Origin of the sequence: Sanguibacter sp. 25GB23B1 (genome assembly GCF_040012415.1) — a bacterium.
Taxonomy (GTDB): domain Bacteria; phylum Actinomycetota; class Actinomycetes; order Actinomycetales; family Cellulomonadaceae; genus Sanguibacter.
Map to the genome: position 1 here is coordinate 1 of NZ_JBDYKL010000002.1, position 22,486 is coordinate 22,486.

The 22,486-nt window shown below is 71.3% G+C and carries 19 protein-coding genes, 1 tRNA gene and 1 pseudogene; 13 read left to right on the forward strand and 8 right to left on the reverse strand.

Annotated features, from left to right (window positions below; genetic code table 11):
• Window positions 1-87: 87 nt before the first annotated feature.
• Window positions 88-576: a large conductance mechanosensitive channel protein MscL gene (gene mscL, locus ABKW26_RS01435; protein WP_348590629.1), complete on the reverse strand. Its 489-nt coding sequence runs from the start codon at window positions 574-576 to the stop codon at window positions 88-90.
• A gap of 96 nt (window positions 577-672) precedes the next feature.
• Window positions 673-1,419, reverse strand: a complete 747-nt coding sequence (locus ABKW26_RS01440) for an SAF domain-containing protein (RefSeq protein WP_348590630.1) — start codon at window positions 1,417-1,419, stop codon at window positions 673-675.
• A gap of 154 nt (window positions 1,420-1,573) precedes the next feature.
• On the opposite strand from ABKW26_RS01440, the gene ABKW26_RS01445 reads away from it, so the two are divergent.
• Window positions 1,574-1,849, forward strand: coding sequence for a hypothetical protein (locus ABKW26_RS01445; protein WP_348590847.1), 276 nt, complete (start codon window positions 1,574-1,576; stop codon window positions 1,847-1,849).
• A gap of 14 nt (window positions 1,850-1,863) precedes the next feature.
• Here the strand turns inward: ABKW26_RS01445 and ABKW26_RS01450 are convergent.
• Window positions 1,864-2,040: pseudogene (locus tag ABKW26_RS01450) on the reverse strand (FmdB family zinc ribbon protein); the annotation flags it as partial.
• Between the two features lie 176 nt (window positions 2,041-2,216).
• Here ABKW26_RS01450 and ABKW26_RS01455 point away from each other — a divergent pair.
• Window positions 2,217-4,985, forward strand: a complete 2,769-nt coding sequence (locus tag ABKW26_RS01455) for a penicillin acylase family protein (RefSeq protein WP_348590631.1) — start codon at window positions 2,217-2,219, stop codon at window positions 4,983-4,985.
• Here ABKW26_RS01455 and ABKW26_RS01460 read toward each other — a convergent pair.
• Entirely contained in the window at window positions 4,975-5,610 is a 636-nt protein-coding gene (locus tag ABKW26_RS01460) for a 5-formyltetrahydrofolate cyclo-ligase (protein ID WP_348590632.1), read from the reverse strand. The genes ABKW26_RS01455 and ABKW26_RS01460 overlap by 11 nt on opposite strands.
• Window positions 5,611-5,782: 172 nt before the next feature.
• Between ABKW26_RS01460 and glp the strand changes: the two genes are divergently transcribed.
• The 4 genes from glp (at window position 5,783) to ABKW26_RS01480 (ending at window position 9,297) form a co-directional block, all read left to right on the forward strand.
• Window positions 5,783-7,033, forward strand: a complete 1,251-nt coding sequence (gene glp / locus ABKW26_RS01465) for a gephyrin-like molybdotransferase Glp (RefSeq protein ID WP_348590633.1) — start codon at window positions 5,783-5,785, stop codon at window positions 7,031-7,033.
• Window positions 7,034-7,068: 35 nt separating this feature from the next.
• Window positions 7,069-7,749, forward strand: a complete 681-nt coding sequence (locus ABKW26_RS01470; RefSeq protein ID WP_348590634.1) for a GNAT family protein — start codon at window positions 7,069-7,071, stop codon at window positions 7,747-7,749.
• A 124-nt stretch (window positions 7,750-7,873) separates the two neighbouring features.
• Window positions 7,874-9,094, forward strand: coding sequence for a hypothetical protein (locus ABKW26_RS01475; RefSeq protein ID WP_348590635.1), 1,221 nt, complete (start codon window positions 7,874-7,876; stop codon window positions 9,092-9,094).
• A gap of 130 nt (window positions 9,095-9,224) precedes the next feature.
• Window positions 9,225-9,297 (forward strand) — tRNA-Ala (locus tag ABKW26_RS01480).
• A 68-nt stretch (window positions 9,298-9,365) separates the two neighbouring features.
• Here ABKW26_RS01480 and ABKW26_RS01485 read toward each other — a convergent pair.
• Window positions 9,366-10,349, reverse strand: a complete 984-nt coding sequence (locus tag ABKW26_RS01485; RefSeq protein WP_348590636.1) for a serine hydrolase domain-containing protein — start codon at window positions 10,347-10,349, stop codon at window positions 9,366-9,368.
• Window positions 10,346-10,582: a helix-turn-helix domain-containing protein gene (locus ABKW26_RS01490; protein WP_348590637.1), complete on the reverse strand. Its 237-nt coding sequence runs from the start codon at window positions 10,580-10,582 to the stop codon at window positions 10,346-10,348. Before ABKW26_RS01490 ends, ABKW26_RS01485 begins: the two co-directional genes overlap by 4 nt.
• A 197-nt stretch (window positions 10,583-10,779) precedes the next feature.
• On the opposite strand from ABKW26_RS01490, the gene ABKW26_RS01495 reads away from it, so the two are divergent.
• On the forward strand, window positions 10,780-11,853 hold the full coding sequence (locus ABKW26_RS01495; protein WP_348590638.1) for an acyl-CoA desaturase: 1,074 nt from the start codon (window positions 10,780-10,782) through the stop codon (window positions 11,851-11,853).
• 168 nt (window positions 11,854-12,021) lie between these two features.
• Here ABKW26_RS01495 and ABKW26_RS01500 read toward each other — a convergent pair whose 3' ends face one another.
• The gene (locus ABKW26_RS01500; protein WP_348590639.1) at window positions 12,022-13,701 is read right to left on the reverse strand and encodes a phospholipid carrier-dependent glycosyltransferase; all 1,680 of its coding nucleotides are present in this window, start codon (window positions 13,699-13,701) and stop codon (window positions 12,022-12,024) included.
• Window positions 13,702-13,737: 36 nt separating this feature from the next.
• On the opposite strand from ABKW26_RS01500, the gene rsmI reads away from it, so the two are divergent.
• Window positions 13,738-14,592, forward strand: coding sequence for a 16S rRNA (cytidine(1402)-2'-O)-methyltransferase (gene rsmI, locus ABKW26_RS01505; RefSeq protein WP_348590640.1), 855 nt, complete (start codon window positions 13,738-13,740; stop codon window positions 14,590-14,592).
• A 97-nt stretch (window positions 14,593-14,689) separates the two neighbouring features.
• A complete protein-coding gene (locus tag ABKW26_RS01510) occupies window positions 14,690-16,444 on the forward strand; it encodes an ABC transporter ATP-binding protein (protein WP_348590641.1) in 1,755 nt (584 codons plus the stop codon).
• Between the two features lie 19 nt (window positions 16,445-16,463).
• On the opposite strand, the gene ABKW26_RS01515 is transcribed toward ABKW26_RS01510, so the two are convergent.
• The gene (locus ABKW26_RS01515) at window positions 16,464-17,081 is read right to left on the reverse strand and encodes an isochorismatase family protein (protein ID WP_348590643.1); all 618 of its coding nucleotides are present in this window, start codon (window positions 17,079-17,081) and stop codon (window positions 16,464-16,466) included.
• A gap of 60 nt (window positions 17,082-17,141) precedes the next feature.
• Here ABKW26_RS01515 and ABKW26_RS01520 point away from each other — a divergent pair, with 60 nt between their 5' ends.
• The 4 genes from ABKW26_RS01520 to ABKW26_RS01535 are packed head-to-tail and all read left to right on the forward strand — an operon-like array spanning window position 17,142 to window position 22,335.
• Window positions 17,142-18,335 (forward strand): aminotransferase class I/II-fold pyridoxal phosphate-dependent enzyme, encoded by a 1,194-nt coding sequence (locus ABKW26_RS01520; RefSeq protein ID WP_348590644.1) that lies wholly within the window; start codon window positions 17,142-17,144, stop codon window positions 18,333-18,335.
• On the forward strand, window positions 18,332-19,642 hold the full coding sequence (locus tag ABKW26_RS01525; RefSeq protein ID WP_348590645.1) for a PQQ-dependent sugar dehydrogenase: 1,311 nt from the start codon (window positions 18,332-18,334) through the stop codon (window positions 19,640-19,642). Before ABKW26_RS01520 ends, ABKW26_RS01525 begins: the two co-directional genes overlap by 4 nt.
• 38 nt (window positions 19,643-19,680) lie before the next feature.
• A complete protein-coding gene (metG, locus tag ABKW26_RS01530) occupies window positions 19,681-21,390 on the forward strand; it encodes a methionine--tRNA ligase (RefSeq protein ID WP_348590646.1) in 1,710 nt (569 codons plus the stop codon).
• 33 nt (window positions 21,391-21,423) lie between these two features.
• Complete coding sequence (locus tag ABKW26_RS01535; RefSeq protein WP_348590647.1) at window positions 21,424-22,335, forward strand: TatD family hydrolase; 912 nt, start codon at window positions 21,424-21,426, stop codon at window positions 22,333-22,335.
• Window positions 22,336-22,486: the final 151 nt, after the last annotated feature.

Sequence of the window (22,486 nt, forward strand, 5' to 3'; positions counted from 1 at the left end):
AGACAGGGGTGAGCCCATGACGGGCTCACCCCCTGCAGTCGTCTGCGGTTCGTGCTGGTGCTGGTGCTGCGTGGTGGGGCTCGGTGCTCAGTAGCCGACCGGCGGCGCGGGCGGAGCCGGCGGCGCCGAGGGTCCGGCCGGCGGGGTCTTCGGGCTTGTGGCCGGGTACGGCGAGCCGCCACCGCTCTGTGCCTGAAGGAGGTCGCGGATCTGCTGGAGCAGGAGGACGTCCTCGGGCGGCGACTCCGGCTCCTCGACGAGACCCCGCTTGCGCAGGCTCTGGAGGTGGTTGATCGGGACGATGATGAAGAAGTAGATCGCTGCGGCGACGAAGAGGAAGTTGATGATCGCGTCGAGGATCAGGCCGAAGCTGAAGATTGCGTCGTTGATCTCGAACGTCATGGTGCTGCGAAGGTTCGGCTTGCTGAACACTGCCGCGACGAGCGGAGTGATGAAGCCGTCGACCAGGCTCTTGACGACGACCGCGAACGCGCTGCCGATGACGACTGCGACGGCGAGGTCGATGACGTTGCCACGCATGATGAACTCTTTGAAGCCGTTGAGCACGTTCTTCATGGATGTCCTCTTTCTGGATGGCGAGGAGCGGCGTGCAGCACGCGGCAGGCGACCGGACGATCCCGACTGCCGCGGTGCTGCGTGGCGACGCTCGGTTCAGTGGACCAGGACTGCGCTGATCGCACTCCAGCCAGCCATGTTAGCAAGGGAGGCCGCTTCGTCCGGTGTGACCGCGACGAGCATGAGATCTCCGGTTCCTCCCGATTCTGCGGTGTCGAGCGAGAGCAGGCCGTCTCCCTGGGCCTCCGACCCGGAGCGGGGGACGGGCTGGACGACCGCGCTCCGCGCGAGATAGGTCCCCGGGACCGGTTGACCAGGAACCTCGGACGACGTCCCGGTCTCCGGGTGCTGTGTCGAGGGTGCCAGCAGGTCGACGCGCATGCCCGGCTCGAGGAGGTCGGCCAGCGCGGGCTCTGCGAGCCGCACCGCGGCGATGACCGTCCCGGGCGGGGCTTGCGCTGCCAGGTCGGTGCTGAGCACGGGCGCGCTGACGACGGTGCCCGGCGTGACGTTCACGGCGACGGTCCGCCCGACCACGTCGCCGACCTCGCGCAGAGCGTCAGGAGGGAGGGAACCCGGCGGCACGGACACCACGCGGACGTCTGCGGCTGTGAGCGCTGTGCCCGCCGACAGCGCCCGGTCGGCGACGACCATCGAGACGCTGGCTGGGCGGGGTGGGCTCAGCTGGTGGACCGTGACGGTGGCCGCTGCGCCGAGCGCGAGCGCGGCGAGAGCGAACCGCGCCCGCCATGCCATCGCGCGCAGGCGCCGCCGGACACGAGGGGGAGCCGGCGGCGCGACGGCGGTGCGCGGGTCCGTGCGGCTGCGTGTGGAGGTGGTCATCCCCGCACGCTAGGTGCGCGTCGGTCGACGGTGGACGGAGCGCACGCTCCACAGGGTGGGGCGACGCGTCGTCCCACCCTGTGGACAGGCTCTCTCGCGCGAGGAGAGCGAGGGCCCCTCGAGTGTCGGGAACGAGAGGCTAGGCGATCACGTCGTGGCGGCTGCAGCGGGCTTGGAGGAGGAGGACCCGGAGCTCGAGGACCCGGAGCTCGACGATCCAGAGGTCGAGGACCCGCTCCCCGAGGAGCCGGAGGATCCGCTCGCGGAGGACCCGGAGCTCGACCCGGACCCGGACGAGTCCTTGGAGCCCGAGGTGCTCGGAGCGCCCGACTCGGACGAGGACGACTCGTTCGAGCTGGAACCGGCCGCGTCCTTCGACGCGGACGAGGAGCCGGAGCCCTTCTTCGTGGCCTTGTTGTCCGTGCGGTAGAAGCCGGAGCCCTTGAACACGACGCCGACCGGTGAGAACACCTTGCGCAGGAGGCCTGCGCACTCGGGGCACACCGTCAGCGAGTCGTCCGTGAACGACTGCTGGATGTCGAAGCTGTGGCTGCACGCCGTGCAGGTATAGGCGTAGAGAGGCAACGAATCTCCTCGGAACCGGTAGGGGTCGGAGCGCACCGCGTGTTCGGGGACGGGACCTGGTGGGACCGCACCAGGACTGGCACTCGCGACAACAGAGTGCCAATCATACGGCCGGGCGGACTCCCGCGGAAGCGGGTGCCGCGAGCGTCACACAGCGACCATCCGGTCCGGGCCTGTGCGCACTTGGACGCCAGGACCAGTAGTCTCGCAGCGTGTCCCGTCGCCATCTCATCCTGCGCCGCTCTCTCGCCGGAGTGGCGGCCGTCGTCGTCCTCGCGCTGATCGCGGCGGTGGTCGCCGTCGTGGTGGTCACCCGCCAGCCCCTCCCGCGCACGAGCGGTGAGACCACCGTGCCCGGCCTCGGCGAAGACGTCCGCGTGGTCCGCGACGCGCAGGGCATCCCGCACATCTACGCCTCGACGTCGGCCGACCTCTTCATGGCCCAGGGCTATGTCCAGGCGCAGGACCGCTTCTTCGAGATGGACTACCGACGGCACGTGACGTCGGGTCGGCTCGCAGAGCTCGTCGGCGACGACCCGGACGCGATCGCGGCCGACAAGGTCGTCCGGACGCTCGGCTGGCGCGGTGTCGCCGAGGCCGAGTGGGCCATTCTCGACCCGCAGACGCGCGCCTACCTCACGGCCTACGCCGACGGCGTCAACGCCTACCTCGAGGGGCGGAGCACCTCCTCGACGGCTGTCGAGTACACGGTCCTCGGCACCCAGGTGACGGTGGAGGCGCCGGAGCGCTGGGACCCGGTGGACTCGCTCGCCTGGCTCAAGGCGATGGCGTGGGACATGCGCGGGAACTACGACGCCGAGCTCGGCCGGGCCCAGGCCTACGCGAGCGTCGGGGACGTCGCGCGCGTCAACCAGCTCTTCCCTGCCTACCCGCAAGAGATCAACCCGCCGATCCTCGACGAGCCGACCGCGGCAGCCAACCAGGCAGCCGTCGACGCAGCGGCCGCAGCCGAGGCGCAGCGGCTGGCCGACGAGGCCGCAGCCCAGCAGGCTGCCGAGGAGGCCGAGTCCGAGAGCAGCTCGGGAGGCTCCCGCGAGCGACGGTCGACACCCAGCACCACAGCCCCTGACGCAGACTCCGTGACCGAGACGAGCGCCCCGCTCGGGACCCCCAGCCCGCTCGATCCCGCCGAGGAGGCGTTCGGCGAGGCCGTCGACGCCGCTGCAGCGGCCATCGACGCCGTTCCCGTGCTCGTCGGCGAGGGGGAGGGCATCGGCTCGAACTCCTGGGTGGTCTCGGGCGCGCTCACCGACACGGGGAGCCCGCTCCTCGCGAACGACCCGCACCTCTCCCTCGGCGCCCCGAGCATCTGGGCCCAGGTCGGGCTGCACTGCACAGAGGTGAGCCCGGAGTGCGCCTTCGAGGTGAGCGGCTTCTCGTTCGCCGGCTTCCCCGGAGTCATCATCGGACACAACGCCTCGCTCGCCTGGGGGATCACCAACCTCGGCGCCGACGTCACCGACTTCTTCCTCGAGCGCACCACGGGAGAGACGTACGAGCGCGACGGCGAGCAGGTCCCGTTCACCAGCCGCACGGAGACGATCAAGGTCAACGGTGGCGACGACATCCAGATCGAGGTTCGCTCGACGGAGCACGGACCGCTGATCTCCGACGTCCTCTCCCTTCCCGGCGCCGAGCGGACGCCTGTCGAGGTCCCGCTCATCGAGAGCACCGGAGACGCGCTGTCGGCTGAGGCCGAGACGACGTTCGAGGTCGCGCTGGGGTGGACCGCGCTCACGCCCGGGTACACGGCCGAGGCGATCTTCGCGATGAACCTGGCCGCGACCCCCGACGACGTGCGCACGGCCGCACAGAAGTTCGACGTCCCCTCGCAGAACATCATCTTCGCCACCGTCGACGGCCACATCGGCTACCAGGCGCCCGGAAAGATCCCGATCCGGGCAGCCGTGTCAGGTCCGGTGCCGTCCGACGGCACGTGGCCCCGCCCCGGGTGGGACAGCCGCTACGACTGGCAGGGCTACGTCGACCCCGCCGTCATGCCGTCGGCGCTCGACCCGGCCGAGGGCTTCATCGTCGCTGCGAACCAGGCCGTCGGCCCGGCCGGTGCCGGCCCCTTCCTCGCGCTCGACTGGGACTACGGATACCGGTCCGAGCGCATCCGGGAGATGCTCCAGGAGGACATCGACCGCAACCGCAAGATCAGCGTCGCGACGATGGCACGCATCCAGAGCGACACGTACAACCCCTACGCCGAGATGCTCGTCCCGACCCTGCTGGAGCAGGACATCACGAACACGTTCGACCGCGACGGTCAGGACCTCCTCGTCGACTGGGACTACCAGCAGACCGCAGACTCGGCAGCGGCCGCCTACTTCTCGGCGGTATGGGTCGAGGTCCTCGCCCTGACGTTCGACGACGAGCTCCCTGACGAGGCCTCCCCGACGGGTGGCAGCCGGTGGCTCGAGGTCGTCCGCACCCAGCTCGCGGACCCGACGAGCGTGTGGTGGGACGACCGCACGACCGTCAACGTCGTCGAGACCCGCGACGAGGTCCTCACCCAGGCGCTGGTCAAGGCGCGCGAGTCGCTGACGATGTCCCTCGGACGCACGGCGGACGAGTGGCAGTGGGGCAAGCTGCACCAGCTCAGGCTCGAGCACCCGGTGCTCGGCGGGGACTCGGTGCCCGGTGTGGTGCGCCGGGTCGTCAACCCGTCCCCGGTCGAGATGGGCGGCGGCTCGTCGATCGTCAACGCGACCGGGTGGGACGCCGCCTCGGGCTCCTTCGACGTGACGACAGGTCCGTCGATGCGCATGGTCGTCGACCTGGCGGACCTCGATCTCTCCACGTGGGTCGTCGTGACGGGAGTGTCCGGCCACCCGGCCAGCGCCCACTACGACGACCAGCTCGAGACGTGGGCGGCGGGGGAGTCCTACGCCTGGCCGTTCACCGCCGACGCGGTGACGGCCGCAGGAGCGGACGAGCTCACCCTCAAGCCGTGAGCAGGTACCACTCGTGCGGGGTCGCCACGCCGTGGACCGGCCGGTCGTGCGCCTGCTGCGGGAGGGGACGGACCGCTGCGTCGTAGATCTCCTCGGGGAAGACGAGCGCGATGACCTTGACGCCTGGACGGGTGTGGGCGAGGGCGCGGTCGTACCACCCGCCGCCCTGTCCGAGGCGGTTCCCCGAGGAGTCGACGGCGAGCGCGGGCGCGATGACGACGTCGGCGAGCTCGAGAGCCTCCGGGCCGAGCGAGGGTGTGCTGGGTTCGGGAGGGCGGCCGGGGGCGCGCTGCAGGAGATCCTCGGGGCCGGCGTACTCGGCCCAGTTGCGCTGGAGCCCGGCACCGAGGACGGGCAGGAGGATGCGCTTGTCGAGCGCTCGGAGCTCCTCCATGAGCGGGATCGTGCCAGGCTCGTGGAGGCGCGAGGCGTAGAGGCCCACGCACTGTGCGCCGATCACCTCGGGGATGGTGAGCACCACGTCGGCGAACATCCGTGCGGCCTCGGTGCGACGACGTTCGCTCCGCGTCTCCCGTGCGCTGCGGATCGCCCGACGGAGAGCGATCTTCGCCTCCTCGGCGTCGAGGGGGTCGTGGACCGGGTAAGGCTGAAGTGGACCGCTCATGGTCAAAGTCTCTCAAAGAAACGGTGCGCTCGGTGTATCGCCACGATGAAGAGGGTGTGCAGACGTTCTGCACTAGCCTGAGACCCATGAGCGGCGGAGCAGGCGGACGGCAGGTCGGAGCGGTGCGGCGGAGCGGCCTGGGCGCGGTCGACGGGTGCGCGGCGGCGTCCTCGTGAGGAGCGTCCAGGACCAGCTGGCGGCGGTCCTCGCGATCGCCCGTCCGGTGCCGGCACTCGACGTGGTGCTCACGGACGCCGCGGGGTGCATCCTCGCGACCGACATCGTCGTCACGGAGGACATCCCGTCGCGGCCGGTCGCGACCTGTGACGGGTACGCCGTGCGCGCGCAGGACGTGGCCGGGGCGAGCAGCGCCACCCCGACGGCGCTGCCCGTGGTGCACGACGTGTGGTCGGCCGCCGACGAGCCGTTCCGGCTCGTCCCCGGGCAGAGCGTCCTCGTCGGCTCAGGCGTCCCGATGCCGATCGGCGCGGACGCCCTCGTGCCCGTCTGGGCGACGGACCGGGGTGCGGCGAAGGTTCGTGTGAGCTCTCCGTTCGGCGTCGGTGCCAACGTGCGCCAGGCCGGTGCGGACGTGCGGGCCGGGGACGTCGCGCTCGGCGCCGGCACCCGGCTCGACGCCCGTCAGCTCGCGTTCGCCGCGAGCCTCGGCTATGCGCGGATCCGTGTCCACCCGGCGCCGCGGGTGGTCATCCTGCCGGTGGGTGACGAGCTCGTGCAGCCGGGCTCGTCACGTCCCGGCGTCTTCGACGCGAACGGACCGTCGCTGCGGACCGCCGTCCAGGACACCGGAGCCGTCGCCATCCAGGTCGCCCCCGTGAGCGACGACCAGGCGGCGCTGCGCGACGCGATCGAGGACCAGCTGGTCCGAGCGGACCTCGTCATCACCACCGGTGGTCTGAGCGAGGGCTCCCGCGACACGCTCAAGGACGTCCTGGCGCCGCTCGGCACGGTGCGCTTCGACCACGTGGCGATGGTTCCAGGGCGCAACCAGGGTTTCGGCACCCTCTACGCCGGCATCGGAGGCGGCCCCGAGCGTCCCGGAGACACCATCCCCGTCTTCTCGCTGCCGGGGCACCCGGTCGCGGCGCAGATCTCCTACGAGGTCTTCGTGCGTCCGGCGTTGCGCGCCATGGCCGGCTACACCGAGATCTACCGGCCCTCCGTCGCGGCGCACGCGTCGGTGGGGTGGCGCAGCCCGGCGGGCGTGCGCCAGTTCGTCCCCGCGACCCTCGTCGGCTCGCCGGACGAGGGCTATCACGTGACGCCCGTCGGGGACCCGACGCGGCTCGAGGAGCTCTCGGTGGCGGGTCTCGCGGGGGCCAACGCCCTCGCGGTCGTCGCCGAGGGGGACACCGAGGTACGTTTCGGCGACCGCGTGCACTGCCTCGTGCTCGAGAGCTGAGAGTGGGCCTCTTCAGCCGCTCTCCGTGGTGGCCGGTGACCTTGCGCGACGACACGCTCGACGAGCAGCCGAACGGCACGCTCCTCCTGCGGCCTCTCGCGCGCGCGGACGAGCGTGCCTGGTTGCACCTGCGCGCGCTGAACTCGGTGTGGCTGGACAGGTGGGAGGCGACGACGCCGGAGATCGAGCCGGGCGTGCTCCCGTCGCCCGCGGTGGTGGTGCGTGCGCCCCGGCGCGGACGGCCCGCTCCGCACCCGTCGCCCGCGCCCCGCTTCCCCGAGTACGTGAGCATCCTCGCCGCCGCAGCACGGGACGGGTCGACCCTCCCGTTCGCCGTGGAGCTCGACGGCGAGCTCGTGGGTCAGCTGACCGTCTCCTCGATCACGTACGGCTCCCTGTGCTCAGCGAGCATCGGGTACTGGGTGAGCGAGCACGCCGCCGGTCGTGGCATCACCCCGACCGCCGTGGCGATGGCTGCCGACTACTGCTTCTTCGAGCTGGGTCTGCACCGGATCGAGGTGAACATCCGTCCCGAGAACGCCCCGAGCCTGCGCGTCGTGGAGAAGCTCGGGCTGCGCGACGAAGGGCTCCGGCGGGCCTACCTGCACATCCAGGGGGCGTGGTGCGACCACCGGGCCTTCGCGATCACGTCCGACGAGGTGCCCGGCGGCCTGCTCGCACGGTGGCGCGCGAGCCTCGAGCGCGGGGACCGATAGCGCGAGGCGAGACACCGGTAGCGCGCGCGACGCGACGTGGAAGAATCACAGGGATGTAACTTGCACCCTCGACACACCGTGGCGCGTCCACTGGAGGGTCCGTCGCCTCACCTACCGTCGAGGAGTGGACTCACCAGCCGGCATCGTCGTCCTGGCAGTGGTCGGTCTGTGGTTGGCCTATCTGGTCCCGCACCGGCTCCGCCAGCGGCAGCAGATGGCGGAGTCACGGGTCGACGACCGGTTCTCAGGCCGTCTCCGGGTTCTCGCGGTCGCTGCGGCGTCCGCGCCGGGACCGAGGATCGGCAGCCGGGCAGCGACGATGGCTGTCGCCCACCCGTCGCACGGCGACTGCCAGTCGTCGAGCAACTCAGCAGCACCGCTCTTGACCCCGCCTCTCGGGATGACCACGAGGCCGCAGCAACAGCAGCACCAGTCGGAAGGAGAGCAGGACATGGAGCGACCACACACCCCGGTCTCACAGGCGCTTCCCGTGCGCGAGGCGCTCCACGCGCGCCGCGCGGCAGCAGCCCGGCGCAGAGCCCTGCTCACCGCCGTCCTCCTCGTGCTCAGCGTCGTCGCTGGTGCGCTCGCCGGCTTCTCCGTCATCAGGCCGTGGATCGTCCTCGCCCCGGCCGTCCTGCTCGGGACCGTCCTGGTCCTCGGACGCAAGGCGGTCATCGGGAACCAGAAGGCGGACGCACTGTGGGAAGCGCGCGAGCACGAGCGTCGCGCCGCCCGCCCGGCGACGGGGCACATCCGCGTCACGCGTCCCGGTGCCGTGCGTCACCCGTCCGGCCGTCCGGCAGCGGCTGTGCGTCCTGCCGTCACCGGTCACGCCGTGCACGCCTCGCAGTCCCACACGCAGGTCATCTCGCGGGTGCGGTCCGTCGCGGGTCCGGGCACGGCGTCGTCCGACGTCCAGGTCTCCGACGCTGACGAACCTGCGACGGCCGAGCCCATCCTGCGCGCCGGAGGTGACCGCCGGTCCACCCCGCGTGACACGCCCGACCGTCGTGCCGCCGGAGCGACGGCGGAGAGCGCCGACGCTCCCGAGCCTGCAGGCGCAGCATCCGTCGCGGCGTCCGCCGAGGACGACGCCGAGTGGCAGCCCGTCCCCGTCCCGCGACCGGTGTACACCATGAAGTCCGCGGCCCCGCGGTGGGAGCCCGCGCCGCTCACGGCCGAGCTCCAGCAGGTGACCGAGGCGCGTCGGGCACAGCTCGCCGAGGACCACGCGGCTCCCGCGGTCTCCGCAGCTCCGGAGCACGAGGGCGAGCCAGGCGTCGACAGCCTCGGCGTCAACCTCAACTCGGTGCTCGCGCGCCGCCGCGCCGCCGGCGAGTAGTCCACCCGGACGGACCCGACCGCCCACGTCCGGCTGGGTAGGACCATCGCCTCGGCGGTGCTAACCTAGTTATCGCTTCGCAGGGACCGGTCACCGGTCACCGTGGAGCACGCAGTAGATGCAGTGCAGAGGGGCTATGGCGCAGCTGGTAGCGCGCTTCGTTCGCATCGAAGAGGTCAGGAGTTCGAATCTCCTTAGCTCCACCGCACGAGAGAGGCCCGGTCCCCGAGAGGGGGCCGGGCCTCTGTCGTATCGGCAGGACGTCTGCGTCTCAGCGGGACCGCGCGGTCAGCTCCGCTAGCATCGCGGACCCCGCGCCGTCGACCGAGCGCGCGGTCGCGGACAGGACGACCACCCCTGTCCCTGCCGACCGGTCGATCCCGAGCCACGAGCGGAACCCGCCCGTCCCTCCGTTGTGCCACGTCACGTGGAGACCACGACGCTCGACGGTGATCCAGGCGGCGCCGATCCGGACGGCCGGCCCGGCGAAGGAGCGGACAGGGTCGAGGGCCGCACGCCCCGGGGCGGAACCGTCGAGCAGGGAGAGCGTGAAGCGGGCCATGTCCTCGATCGACGCGCGGATGCCCCCCGCAGGGGCGAGCGCCTCGCCGGTCCAGGCCTGCTGCACCCGACCGGAGCGGCTCGTGCCGACGAGCGCGTCGGGGCGGAGGTCGTCCGGGGTGTACGGGACGTAGACGCTCGCGAGGCCGAGCGGAGCGCAGATGCGCGTCGCCAGGAGCTCGCGGTACGTGGTCCCGGCCGCCGAGGCGAGGGCATGGCCGAGCAGCTCGAAGCCGAGGTTGGAGTACGAGGGGCGCGGCCTGCCGAGCCGGACCGCGGCACCCTGCACGAGGAGCTCATGCAGGTCCTCGCCGTACGGGTTGACGCCGTGGAACCACAGGTCGCGGTACGTGCGCAGGGACACAGCACCCCGCGGCAGCCGTGGCAGGCCGGAGCAGTGGGTGCTCAGGTCGCTCAGCGCGATGCCCGCTGCGGGGCTCGCGCCGAGAGGGAGAAGATCCCCGAGCACGGAGGCTGCGCTCACCTCGTCCCGCTCGAGGGCGTCGGCGTACAGGAGCCCCGTGAACCCTTTCGAGACCGACCCGATCTCGAAGCCCGCGCCGAGGGGAGCCCCGATGCTCGCGAGCCTGACCTCACCGGCCGCGACGGTCGCCGCGGCCACGACCGGGTGGCGACGACCGAGACGCTCGCGCAGGCGATCAGCGAGGTCGCTGTCGCCGGCCACCGTGCTCACTGCTCGGAGCCGAACAGAGACCTGCCGCCGTGCTTGCGGTGCACGGCCTGCTTGGAGACGCCCAGCGCCTCGGCGATCTGTGTCCACGTGCTCCCGGAGTTGCGGGCCCGGTGGACGAGCACGACCTCCAGGCGGTCCATCTCGCGTCGTACCTCGGCTGTCGCGCGAAGGCCCTCCAGCGGCGGTTCGGCGGTCGCACGACGGACGAGGTCGGCAAGGAGGTCCACGCTCATGGCACCACCGTAGACCGGCCGGACGGCGACCGGCAGCGCGCGGTCTCGTAGCTCGCGCACACGACCTCCTCACCGATAGGGGGGTTGTCCCCCTGTCGGGGAGGAAGCCCCGAACCTAGGGTGGTTGAGAGTCGCCGGGCGCCCCCGTCGATCCACCCGAGGAAGAGCGGACGGTTATGACGGCAAGCAGCGCGGTGATGGACCACGAGGGAACCACCTCCGTTCGCGAACGGCAGGTGAGCGACTTCGCCGCCCTGACGCGGACCGTCCAGGAGACCGGGCTCATGCGTCGGCGCTACGCCTACTACTGGGGCCGCTTCGCGCTCCTCGTGGGTCTCCTCGGTGCGTCCGTGGCAGCCATGGTGCTCCTCGGTGACTCGTGGTGGCAGCTCGCCGTCGCGGCGTGGCTCGGGGTCCTCTTCACCCAGTTCGCCTTCCTCGGCCACGATGCCGCGCACCGCCAGATCTTCAAGTCCGGCCAGTGGAACGACTGGGCCAGCCTCGTCATCGCCAACCTCTTCGGCGGCATGAGCTACGGGTGGTGGCTGCACAAGCACTCCAAGCACCACTCCAAGCCCAACGTCATCGGCACGGACCCGGACATGCTCAACGGCGTGCTCACCTGGGAGACCGAGTCGATCACCGAGCCCAAGAAGGGCGTCTGGGCCTGGCTCGCGGCGCGTCAGGGCTACTGGTTCTTCCCCCTCCTCCTCCTCGAGGGCCTCAACCTTCACGCGAACGGCATCAAGACGATCTTCGGCCGCGCTCCCGTCAAGCGCCGCGCCGTCGAGATCGCCTTCGTCAGCGTGCGCCTCGTCGGCTACGTCACGGCCGTCTTCCTGCTCATGCCGGTCGGGATCGGTCTCGCGTTCCTCGGCGTGCAGCTCGGCATGTTCGGCTTCCTCATGGGCGCATCGTTCGCGCCCAACCACAAGGGCATGCCGATCGTCGGACCGGACGTCAAGATCGACTTCCTGCGCCGCCAGGTCCTCATGAGCCGCAACATCACCGGCGGACGCCTCGTCGACCTCTTCATGGGAAGCCTGAACTTCCAGGTGGAGCACCACCTCTTCCCGAGCATGCCCAGCCCAGCGCTGCGGACCGTACGACCCATGGTCAAGGAGTTCTGCGCCGAGCGCGGTATCAAGTACACCGAGACCACGCTCGTCGAGTCGTACGGCATCGTCGTGCGCTACCTCAACACCGTCGGCCTCGCAGCGCGCGACCCGTTCCAGTGCCCCCTCACCGCGCAGTTCCGCTCCGCACGCTGAGCGCCGCTGAACCGGACTGATCGCGGTCGCGACGGACCGCACGACGCCGAAGGGCGGGACACCTCACGGTGTCCCGCCCTTCGGCGTCCGTGCCGCTGCCCGGAGGCTGTCCCGCAGTGGCTGTCACCCGGAGGCTGTCACCCGGAGGCTGGCGCCCGGCTGCTGTCGCTAGACCCAGGTGCCGATCCACATGTGGGCCTGCCAGAACTCGTACGGGATCTGCATGCCTGTCCAGACGGGGTAGAAGAACGCGCTCACCGCGACGAAGATCCCCAGGAGCACCCCGGTCGCCCAGCGGGCCAGGCGACGGCCGCGTGGATCGTCGCCGACCCGCTCCCAGCCGGTGACCACGAGGTAGCCCACCGCGAGGTAGACCCACGGGGCGAAGGCGATCGAGTAGAACGTGAAGATGGTGCGCTCGGCGATGAAGAGCCACGGCACCCAACCGGCGACGACGCCGGAGAGGACAGCACCCGCACGCCAGTCACGGTGGCGCAGGAGCGCGTAGACGGCGAAGAGCAGCGCGGCGGTGCCGACCCACCAGACGAGCGGGTTGCCCAGCGACGTCACGGCGCGAGCGCACTCGTCCACGGTGCAGCCGTCCTCGCCGAGGACGGTCTTGCGCCAGTAGAAGGACGTCGGGCGCAGCTGGAGGAGCCACCCCCAGGGGTTCGCCTCGTAGGTGTGCTCCTTGGTCAGGCCGGTGTGGAAGCGCCACATGCTCCTGTGGTACTCCCACAGGGACCGCAGAGCCTCGCCCCACCCGACGACCGTGTCCGGCACCCACGACGGGTAGGTTCCCCGGTGGAGCTCCCACCACGTCCGGTCGTACGACTCGGAGTTCGCGAACCACGCGGCCCAGGATGCGAGGTAGGTGGTGAGGACCGTCGGGAGGACGATGACGAACGCGGGGAGCGCGTCCTTGACGAGGGCGGCGAGCGCCCACGAGCGCACGCCGACGGCACGCCGCGCCGCGGCGTCCCACGAGACCGACATGAGGCCGAAGACCGCGACGAAGTAGAGGCCGGACCACTTCGTGCCGCACGCGAGGCCGAGGGCGACCGCTGCGGCGAAGCGCCACCAGCGCCACCCGAGGGACGGGCCGAACCGGCCGAGACCGGCGTCGGAGTCGATCGCCGCCGCTGCGCGCTCGGCCAGCCGCCGCCGGGCCCACGAGCGGTCCACCACGAGGCACGCGAAGGCGACCAGCACCCAGAACATGAGGATGCTGTCGAGCAGTCCGGTCCGCGCGTGGACGATCGCGGCGCCGTCGATCGCGAAGATTCCGCCCACGACGACGCCGATCGCGGTCGAGCCGAAGATCCGTCGTGCGGTGCGGGCGAGGAGGAAGACCGCCACGACCCCGAGGATCGCGGGAGCGAGCCGCCAGCCCCAGGAGCTCTCCGTCCCGGCGAGCCGCATCCCGAGCGCGATGACCCACTTGCCGACGGGCGGGTGGACCACGTAGTCGCCGGTGGTGAGGTGGACCGACTGGTCGCCGCTCTCGAAGGCGGGGTCGGACCCGTCGGGCCAGTCTGCCTCGTAGCCGAGAGTGAGGAGCGAGTACGCGCCCTTGACGTAGTAGGTCTCGTCGAAGACGAGGGTCTTCGGGTGACCGAGGTTGACGAGGCGGACGAGCGCGGCGAGGAGGGCGACGAGCCCCGGACCCACCCACGACCAGAAGCGGTCCCGATCGGTCGATCCGAGGGCGAGCGCTCGGGACGAGAAGAGGGCACCGAGGAGACGCTCGTGGGTCGTCGACGCGTCGGCGGGCGAGTCGGTGGGCGGGTCGGCAGAGTCGTCCGCGTCGGCAGTGACGTCGGTGGGTGTCGCATCGGTCGCACTCACGTCCGACATCGTAGGTGACGTGGCAGGCTAGGGCCCATGACCGGCCGACTGATCCTTGCAGCAACACCCATCGGGGACGTCGAGGATGCGTCACCGCGCCTGCGCCGCCTGCTCGTCGAGGCGGACGTGGTCGCCGCGGAGGACACACGCCGCCTGCATGCCCTCGTCGGCCGGCTCGAGCTGAAGATGGGTGGCCGCGTCGTCAGCTATCACGAGCACAACGAGTCGGCCCGGGCCGGTGAGCTGCTCGACGTCGTCGAGCAGGGCGGCACCGTCCTCATCGTCACCGACGCCGGCATGCCGAGCGTCTCCGACCCGGGCTACCGCGTGGTCGCGGCGGCCATCGAGCGCGGCCTCACGGTGACGTCTGCTCCCGGGCCGAGCGCCGTGCTCACGGCGCTCGCCGTCTCGGGGCTCCCGACCGACCGGTTCTGCTTCGAGGGGTTCCCGCCGCGCAAGCCGGGGGAGCGGGCGCGGGCGTTCGAGGCGCTCGCGGACGAGCGGCGCACGATGGTCTTCTTCGAGTCGCCCCACCGCATCGACCAGACGCTCGCGGCGATGGCTGAGGCCTTCGGGGCGGACCGCCCGGCGGCGGTCTGCCGTGAGCTCACCAAGACGTACGAGGAGGTCCTGCGAGGTGGCCTCGCCGAGCTCGCCGAGCGCGCCGCGGGGGAGCAGCTCCGCGGGGAGATCTCGGTCGTCGTCTCGGGAGCGCCGGCGCGGGAGGCGTTGTCCACGCCGGACGCCGTCGCCGAGGTCCTCGCCCGGGTCGACGGCGGCGAACGGCTCAAGGAGGCCGTCGCCGATGTCGCCGGCATCGCCGGGATCCACAAGCGCGAGCTCTACGCGGCGGCGCTCGCGGCGAAGCCCGGGCGGGCTCCTCGGGGCTGAGGGGCCGCAGGCTGGGTGGCCGCGGCGCACCGGAACCGGTCGAATCGATTCAGATGCCTCTTGTCGAATCGATTCGACAGAGGCGACAATGGTCGTCATGACCCGCACCCCCCAGGCTCTCGAGGACTGGTACGACCCCACGCACCCGGTCCGGACCACGCTGCGCCTGTTCTCCGAGCAGCGCTGGCGGATGGGCGGCGCCGCCCTCGCCTACGCGATCAAGCACTCCCCGGTCTGGGTGATGCCGGTCCTCACGGCTCAGGTGATCGACATCGTCGTCGAGCAGCGGCCCATCTCGGAGCTGTGGTTCATCGCCGTCTTCATGACCGTGATCATCGCGCAGAACCTCCCGCTGACCTCCCTCTACGTGCGGTTCCTCAGCCACTCCGTGCGCACGGTCGAGACCAACTTGCGCATGTCGCTCGCACGACGGCTCCAGGAGCTGTCCATCGGCTACCACCGGCGGATGAGCGCCGGCGTCCTCCAGGCGAAGATCGTCCGCGACGTCGAGAACGTCGTCGAGTCCTCGCGCCAGACCTTCGACTCGGCGATGGGCGCGATCACCACGCTCATCGGTGCGCTCGTCATCACCGCGGTCCGCACCCCCGAGTTCCTCCCCGTGTTCCTCCTCGCCGTCCCCGCGTCTGCCGGTCTCATCGTCGTCATGCGCAAGCGGATGACGAGCCGCAACGCTGCCTTCCGCGTGCAGATCGAGGCGATGTCCGCCCGGGTGAGCGAGATGACGCACCTCATCCCCATCACACGGGCGCACGCGCTGGAGAGCAGGGAGCTCGACCGGCTCGACTCGACGCTCGTCGGCGTCCGCGAGGCCGGCATCCGTCTCGACGTGCTCAACGGGCGGTTCGGCGCCCTCGCGTGGATCACGTTCCAGCTGCTGTCCGTCGCGTGCCTCGTCGGCGCGGCCTGGGCGGCCTACACCGGTCGGTTCGACCTCACCCCGGGCGACGTCGTCATGCTCTCGAGCTACTTCATGCAGCTCACCGGCTCGGTCACCGTGCTCATGACCCTCGCCCCGATCATCACCAAGGGGCTCGAGTCGATCCGCTCCATGGGTGACGTCCTCGCGGAGCAGGACCTCGAGCGCAACGCGGGCAAGCGCGAGGTGGGCGACGTCCGCGGCGACGTGCGCTTCGAGGGTGTGGGATTCCAGTACGACGACGGCTCCGCACCCGCGATCGCGTCGCTGACCCTCGACGTCCGGGCGGGGGAGACCATCGCGCTCGTCGGGCCCTCGGGCTCGGGGAAGTCGACCGTGCTCAACATGATCATCGGTTTCCTCCGGCCGACGTCGGGCCGGATCGTCCTCGACGGCGACGACATGGCCGACCTCGACCTGCGCTCCTACCGCAAGCACATCGCTGTCGTCCCCCAGGAGTCGCTCCTCTTCGAGGGCACCGTCCGGGACAACGTCACGTATGGCAACCACGACCTGCCCGACGCGGTGGTGGCCGCAGCCCTGAACGACGCGAACGCTCTCGGCTTCGTCGAGGAGATGGGCGGCCTCGACGCCGTCATCGGCGAGCGGGGCTCACGCCTCTCCGGCGGCCAGCGGCAGCGCATCGCGATCGCACGCGCACTCATTCGCAACCCCCGCGTCCTCGTGCTCGACGAGGCGACGTCCGCCCTCGACCCGACGTCCGAGCGCCTCGTGCAGGAGGCGCTCGAGCGCCTCATGGCCGGGCGCACGACGTTCGTCGTCGCGCACCGGCTGTCCACGATCCGCGGTGCCGACCGCATCGCCGTCATGCAGGACGGTCACGTCGTCGAGGTCGGCTCGCACGACGAGCTCGTCGCCGCCCAGGGTGCGTACGCCCGGCTGCAGTCGGTCTGAGCCTGCGGCAGCCGGCCGGTCAGACCGTCCGGCTGTCGGCGAGGTGCACGCCGGCCGCGGCGAGCTCGGACCGCGCCGCGGCCCCGAGCGCGGCCGACACGGGGACGGTGAGGTCCGTGAGGACGCGTGTCGCGATCCCGAGGGCGTGGGAGTCGAGCGCCGTGGCCTTGACGCAGTGGGACTCGGCGATGCCGACGACGTCGACCCGCGTGATCTCGGAGTCGAGGAGGATGTCCGCGAGCGGACGGTCCTCGGCGTCGTGCCCCTCGAAGCCGGAGTAGGCGGCCTGGTACTCGCCCTTCTTCACGCTCACGTCGGGGGTGATCGCGGCGAGCGCCGGGTGGAGCTCGGCCTCGGCCGTGCCGGCGATGCCGTGCGGCGGCCACGTGTCGACGAAGTCGGGGGTGTCGCTGAAGTGTGCGCCAGGGTCGATGTGCCAGTCCTGCGTCGTGACGAGGAGGTCGTAGTCGGCGCGGTGATCGGCGACGTAGCGCGCGATGGCCTGTGCGACGTCGTTGCCGCCCTCGACCGCCAGCGCCCCGCCCTCGCAGAACGTCGGCTGGACGTCGACGACGAGCAGGGCCCGGTGGGTCCGCTCCCGGACTGCGTCGTGGCTGTGGTCCGCTGGGCTGGTCATCTCTTCAATCTAGCTGGACGCACAGGTCGCTGCACGCAGCACCGGCGATAGGCTGGCGGCATGCCCCGTGAGATCGAGTTCCGCCGCATCCCCGGCCTGCCGCCGTACGTCTTCACGATCATCGACTCGCTCAAGCTCGCGGCGCGTCGCGACGGCCGGGACGTCGTGGACCTGGGCTTCGGCAACCCGGACCTGCCCAGCCCGCAGATCACCGTGGACAAGCTCGCGGAGGCGGCGCAGAACCAGCGCAACCACCGGTACTCCTCCTCGCGCGGCATCCCCAAGCTGCGCGAGGCCGTCGCAGCGCTCTACCAGCGGCGCTTCGGCGTGACGCTCGACCCCGAGACGCAGATCATCTCGACGATCGGTGCCAAGGAGGGTTTCAGCCACCTCATGTGGGTGCTGCTGCAGCCGGGCGACTCGGCGATCGTGCCGACCCCGAGCTACCCCATCCACATCTGGGGACCGTACTTCGCGGGAGCCGACGCCCGGCAGGTGCCGATCGGCGACGGCACGGACGCGTCGGGCTTCATCGACCGGGTCATGGCGGCGTGGGAGCTCGGCTGGCCCAAGCCCCGCGTCGTGGTGCTGAGCTTCCCGCACAACCCGACGACCACGGTCGCGACCCTCGAGGACCTGCAGCGGCTCGTCGACTGGGCGCAGGACAAGGACGTCGTGCTCGTCCACGACCTCGCGTACGCGGACATGACGTTCGACGGCTTCACGCCGCCGTCGATCATGCAGTGCGAGGGTGCCACCGAGGTGGCGGTCGAGCTGTACTCGATGACGAAGTCGTACTCCATGGCGGGGTGGCGGGTGGCGTTCCTCGTCGGACGCTCGGACGTCGTCGGTGCGCTCGGCAAGCTCAAGAGCTATCTCGACTACGGCACGTTCCAGCCCATCCAGATCGCGGCGACGGTCACGCTCAACGAGGCGGTCGACGTCCCGCGGGAGATCTCGGACGTCTACGAGTCCCGGCGCAACGCTCTCGTCGACGGGCTCAACCGCATCGGGTGGGAGACGCCGAAGCCCGGCGGGACGATGTTCGTGTGGGCGCGCATCCCGGAGGCCTACCGCGAGATGGGCTCCATCGAGTTCGCCAAGCACGTCATCGAGGAGTGCGACGTGGCGGTCTCTCCCGGTGTCGGCTTCGGTGCCGGCGGTGACGAGTTCGTGCGCTTCGCGCTCATCGAGAACGAGCACCGCATCGGGCAGGCCGTGCGCGGCCTGAAGAAGGGGCTGACGAAGCTGTGACCCGCGGACGTGGTGCGGCAGCAGCGACCGTCCTCGTGGCGGCGCTCGTGCTGGCGTCCTGCTCCGACGACGAGGTGCCGGCTCCGGCGCCGTCGGCCTCCACGGCTGCGCCTGTGCCGGGGGAGCCCGAGCCGGAACCGACCGCGTCGTCGATGCCGGGTGCGGGCGTCCCCGAGGTCCCGACCGTGACGGCCGAGGTCACCGGGTCGCTCGCGACAGGTCTCGCCGCGCCGTGGGGTGTCGCCGAGCTGCCGGACGGAGCCTGGCTCGTCACGCAGCGTGACACGCGGACCGTCCAGTGGCTGCGTCCCGGAGCGGGACCGGCCACGCCGACCGCGCTCACGGGTCCGGGGGCCGTCGAGCTCGCGGACGGCACCACGTCCGGCGGCGAGGGCGGGCTGCTCGGCATCGCCGTGTCGCCGACGTTCGCCGAGGACCGCCGTGTCTACGTCTACCGCACGGCCCAGGGTGGCAACGAGGTGCTCTGGGGCGAGCTGACCGGTCAGACCCTCGGCGCGCTCACCCCGGTGCTCGACGCGATCCCGGCCGCCTCCAACCACAACGGCGGGCAGGTGGCGTTCGGACCGGACGGCTTCCTCTACGTCACGACCGGCGACGCCGGGACGCCGCGGGACGCCCAGAACCCCGACTCGCTCGCCGGCAAGATCCTCCGGGTGACGCCCGACGGTGCGGCGGCACCGGACAACCCCGTCCCCGGCTCGCCGATGTGGAGCATGGGTCACCGCAACGTCCAGGGCATCGGCTGGTCGGCCGACGGCCGGATGTTCGCGGCCGAGTTCGGCCAAGACCGGTTCGACGAGCTCAACCTCGTCGTCGCCGGCGGGAACTACGGGTGGCCGGACGTCGAAGGGACAGGAGGCGCGGACGGTACAGAGGACACAGAAGATGCCGACGGTGCCGACGGCGGCTCGGCAGGCTTCGTCGCCCCCCTCGTCACGTGGCCGACGTCGGACGCCTCCCCGAGCGGCCTCGCGGTGACGGACGAGGGCGTGTACCTCGCAGGGCTGCGCGGCGAGACGCTCTGGCGGGTACCGCTCGCCGCCCAGGGAGTCGGGGAACCCCAGGCGCTCCTGGACGGGGTGCATGGTCGGCTCCGTGCCGTCGTCGTCGCGAACAACGGCACGCTGCGCGTGCTGACGAACAACACGGACGGCCGCGGCACACCGCGCGTGGGCGACGACCAGCTGCTCGAGGTGACGATCACACCGACCGGTACCGGCTCGCCCACGACGGTCGGGCCCCCGAACGTCGACCCCCCGGAGCCACAGACACCGAGCGCGGACTGAGCACGGACGGCGTCCCGTGACGACTTATCATGGGGCGCATGGCCACCGCAGGAATCCCAGCACCCCGTGACGCGTCCGGTGCCGGCACCGGACCCACGTCCTTCTACCTCACCACCCCGATCTACTACGTCAACGACGCCCCGCACATCGGGCACGCGTACACGACGGTCGCGGCGGACGTCCTCACCCGCTGGCACCGCCAGCGCCAGGAGGACGTCTGGTTCCTCACCGGGACGGACGAGCACGGGCAGAAGATCCTGCGCACGGCCGAGGCGAACGGCGTCACGCCGCAGGAGTGGGCGGACCGCCTCGTCGAGTCCTCCTGGAAGCCCGTCCTCGAGACGCTCGACGTCCTCAACGACGACTTCATCCGCACCACGCAGCCGCGCCACACCGAGCGCGTCCAGGCCTTCATCCAGGGTCTCTACGACAAGGGCGAGATCTACGCGGGCTCCTACGAGGGCCCCTACTGCGTGGGGTGCGAGGAGTACAAGCTCCCCGGCGACCTCGTCGACGGCACCGGTGAGTTCGAGGGCCAGAAGGTGTGCGCCGTCCACGGCAAGCCCGTGGAGGAGCTCTCGGAGCAGAACTACTTCTTCAAGATGAGCGCGTACGCCGACCGCCTCCTCGCGCTCTACGAGGACCACCCCGAGTTCGTGCAGCCGGCCAGCGCGCGCAACGAGGTCATCGGCTTCATCAAGCAGGGGCTCCAGGACCTGTCGATCTCGCGGTCGACGTTCGACTGGGGCATCCCCATCCCGTGGGACACCACCCACGTCCTCTACGTCTGGTTCGACGCGCTCCTCAACTACGCCACCGCCGTGGGTCTCGAGTCGACCGACCCCGACGAGGCTGAGAAGTTCGCTCGGACCTGGCCCGCGAGCATCCACCTCGTGGGCAAGGACATCCTGCGCTTCCACGCCGTCATCTGGCCCGCCATGCTCATGGCCGCAGGGCTCCCGCTGCCGACGACCGTGTTCGCGCACGGCTGGCTCCTCGTCGGCGGCGAGAAGATGAGCAAGTCCAAGCTCACCGGGATCTCGCCCGACGTGATCATCGACCACTTCGGGTCCGACGCGTTCCGCTACTACTTCATGCGTGCGATCCCGTTCGGCACGGACGGGTCGTTCTCGTGGGAGGACCTTGCCGCCCGCTACAACGCCGAGCTCGCGAACGGCCTGGGCAACCTCGCCTCCCGCGTCGCCGCCATGGTGGGGAAGAACTTCGGCGGGTCGCTCCCCGCGCCGGGCGCGCTCACCGACGCCGAGGTCGCCCTCGAGACGGTCGCACGCAAGGCCGTCGTCGACGCCGAGGACGCGATCGACCGGATCTCGCCCAACGAGGCGATCAACGCCATCTGGACCCTCGTCGACGCGACGAACATGTACCTCACCGAGCAGGAGCCCTGGAAGGTCGCCAAGCTTCCCGGGGAGTCCACCGAGGACGGAGCGGGCGTCGAGGGCGGACGTCTCGCGACGATCCTCGTCACGGCGGCCGAGTCGCTCCGCGCGCTCGCGGTCCTCCTCAACCCCGTGATCCCGCAGGCTGCCCAGGGTCTGTGGGTGCTGCTCGGGGCCGAGGAACCGCTCGGTGCACTCGCCGTGCAGCCGGTCGCAGAGGCGGGCACGTTCGGCGCGCTCCCCGCCGGCACGCGCGTCACGAAGGGCGCGGCGCTCTTCCCCCGCCTCGAGGACGCCGACCCGGCCGTCCCCGCGGCACCGGCCGACCCCGCCGCGGCCACGGCCTGAGCACGGGCGAGCCGAGGACGACGGGAGAGCCGCGTGGCACGCGAGCGTGACCGGAGCTGGCCGCCGGCCCCGGAGGCGCTGCCGCGCCCGGTGGTCGACAACCACACCCACCTCGACTCGATCTCCCACGTCCTGGCCGATGGTGACCCGGTCCCCACGGTCGCCGAGCTCGTCGCGGACGCCGCTGCGGTCGGCGTGACGCGGATGGTGCAGGTGGGGTGCGACCTGCCGGCCGCCCGGTGGACGGACGCGGTCGTGCGCGAGCACCCCGCACTCCTCGGTGCGGTCGCCATCCACCCGAACGAGGCGCCCCTGCACGCCGGCGTCCGCGAGATCGGGCCGGACGGGCTCGCCCCGGCGCCGGACGAGCGGCACACCGTCGACCTCGACACCGCGCTCGCCGAGATCGCGACCATCGCCCGCGGCAACGACCGGGTCCGGGCGATCGGCGAGACCGGGATGGACCTCTTCCGGACCGGGGAGCGGGGCGTCGTCGTCCAGCGGGAGGCGTTCCGAGCGCACGTCTCGCTCGCCAAGGAGCTCGGCCTCGCGCTGCAGATCCACGACCGTGACGCGCACGCGGAGGTGCTCGACGTCCTCGCGTCCGACGGCGCACCCGAGCGCACGGTCTTCCACTGCTTCTCGGGCGACGCCGCGATGGCCGAGCACTGCGCGCGCCAGGGCTGGTTCCTGTCGTTCGCCGGCCCGGTGACCTTCAGCGCGAACGCGGGCCTGCGCGAGGCGCTGCGCCGCACGCCGCTCACGCAGGTCCTCGTCGAGACGGACGCTCCGTACCTCACCCCGCACCCCTTCCGGGGGCGACCGAACGCGCCGTACCTCGTCCCTGTGACCCTGCGCGCAGTAGCTGCCGTGCACGACGTCGACCTGGTCACCGCGTGCGACACCGTCGCCGCCACCTCGGTCGGCGTCTACGGGCAGTGGTGACCGCGCCGCGCTGAACCGAGCGACCCGTCCGCTGCGAGAGCGCCGGAGGAGGACGCAACGATGAAGACTTCGTGAGAGTTCCGCATCTTGGGCCGCCGAGGGATGATCTCGGGTTGGTGCTCGGCTACCGTGGGGGAGCTCGTGAGTGCGC

What these genes read in the sequence shown, in the direction of transcription:
- ABKW26_RS01520 (WP_348590644.1), top strand. Translation starts at nt 17,142, where the DNA reads ATGCCCCGTGAGATCGAGTTCCGCCGCATCCCCGGCCTGCCGCCGTAC.
- ABKW26_RS01440 (WP_348590630.1), bottom strand. Translation starts at nt 1,419, where the DNA reads ATGACCACCTCCACACGCAGCCGCACGGACCCGCGCACCGCCGTCGCG.
- ABKW26_RS01515 (WP_348590643.1), bottom strand. Translation starts at nt 17,081, where the DNA reads ATGACCAGCCCAGCGGACCACAGCCACGACGCAGTCCGGGAGCGGACC.
- mscL (WP_348590629.1), bottom strand. Translation starts at nt 576, where the DNA reads ATGAAGAACGTGCTCAACGGCTTCAAAGAGTTCATCATGCGTGGCAAC.
- rsmI (WP_348590640.1), top strand. Translation starts at nt 13,738, where the DNA reads ATGACCGGCCGACTGATCCTTGCAGCAACACCCATCGGGGACGTCGAG.
- ABKW26_RS01510 (WP_348590641.1), top strand. Translation starts at nt 14,690, where the DNA reads ATGACCCGCACCCCCCAGGCTCTCGAGGACTGGTACGACCCCACGCAC.
- ABKW26_RS01460 (WP_348590632.1), bottom strand. Translation starts at nt 5,610, where the DNA reads ATGAGCGGTCCACTTCAGCCTTACCCGGTCCACGACCCCCTCGACGCC.
- metG (WP_348590646.1), top strand. Translation starts at nt 19,681, where the DNA reads ATGGCCACCGCAGGAATCCCAGCACCCCGTGACGCGTCCGGTGCCGGC.
- ABKW26_RS01495 (WP_348590638.1), top strand. Translation starts at nt 10,780, where the DNA reads ATGGACCACGAGGGAACCACCTCCGTTCGCGAACGGCAGGTGAGCGAC.
- ABKW26_RS01490 (WP_348590637.1), bottom strand. Translation starts at nt 10,582, where the DNA reads ATGAGCGTGGACCTCCTTGCCGACCTCGTCCGTCGTGCGACCGCCGAA.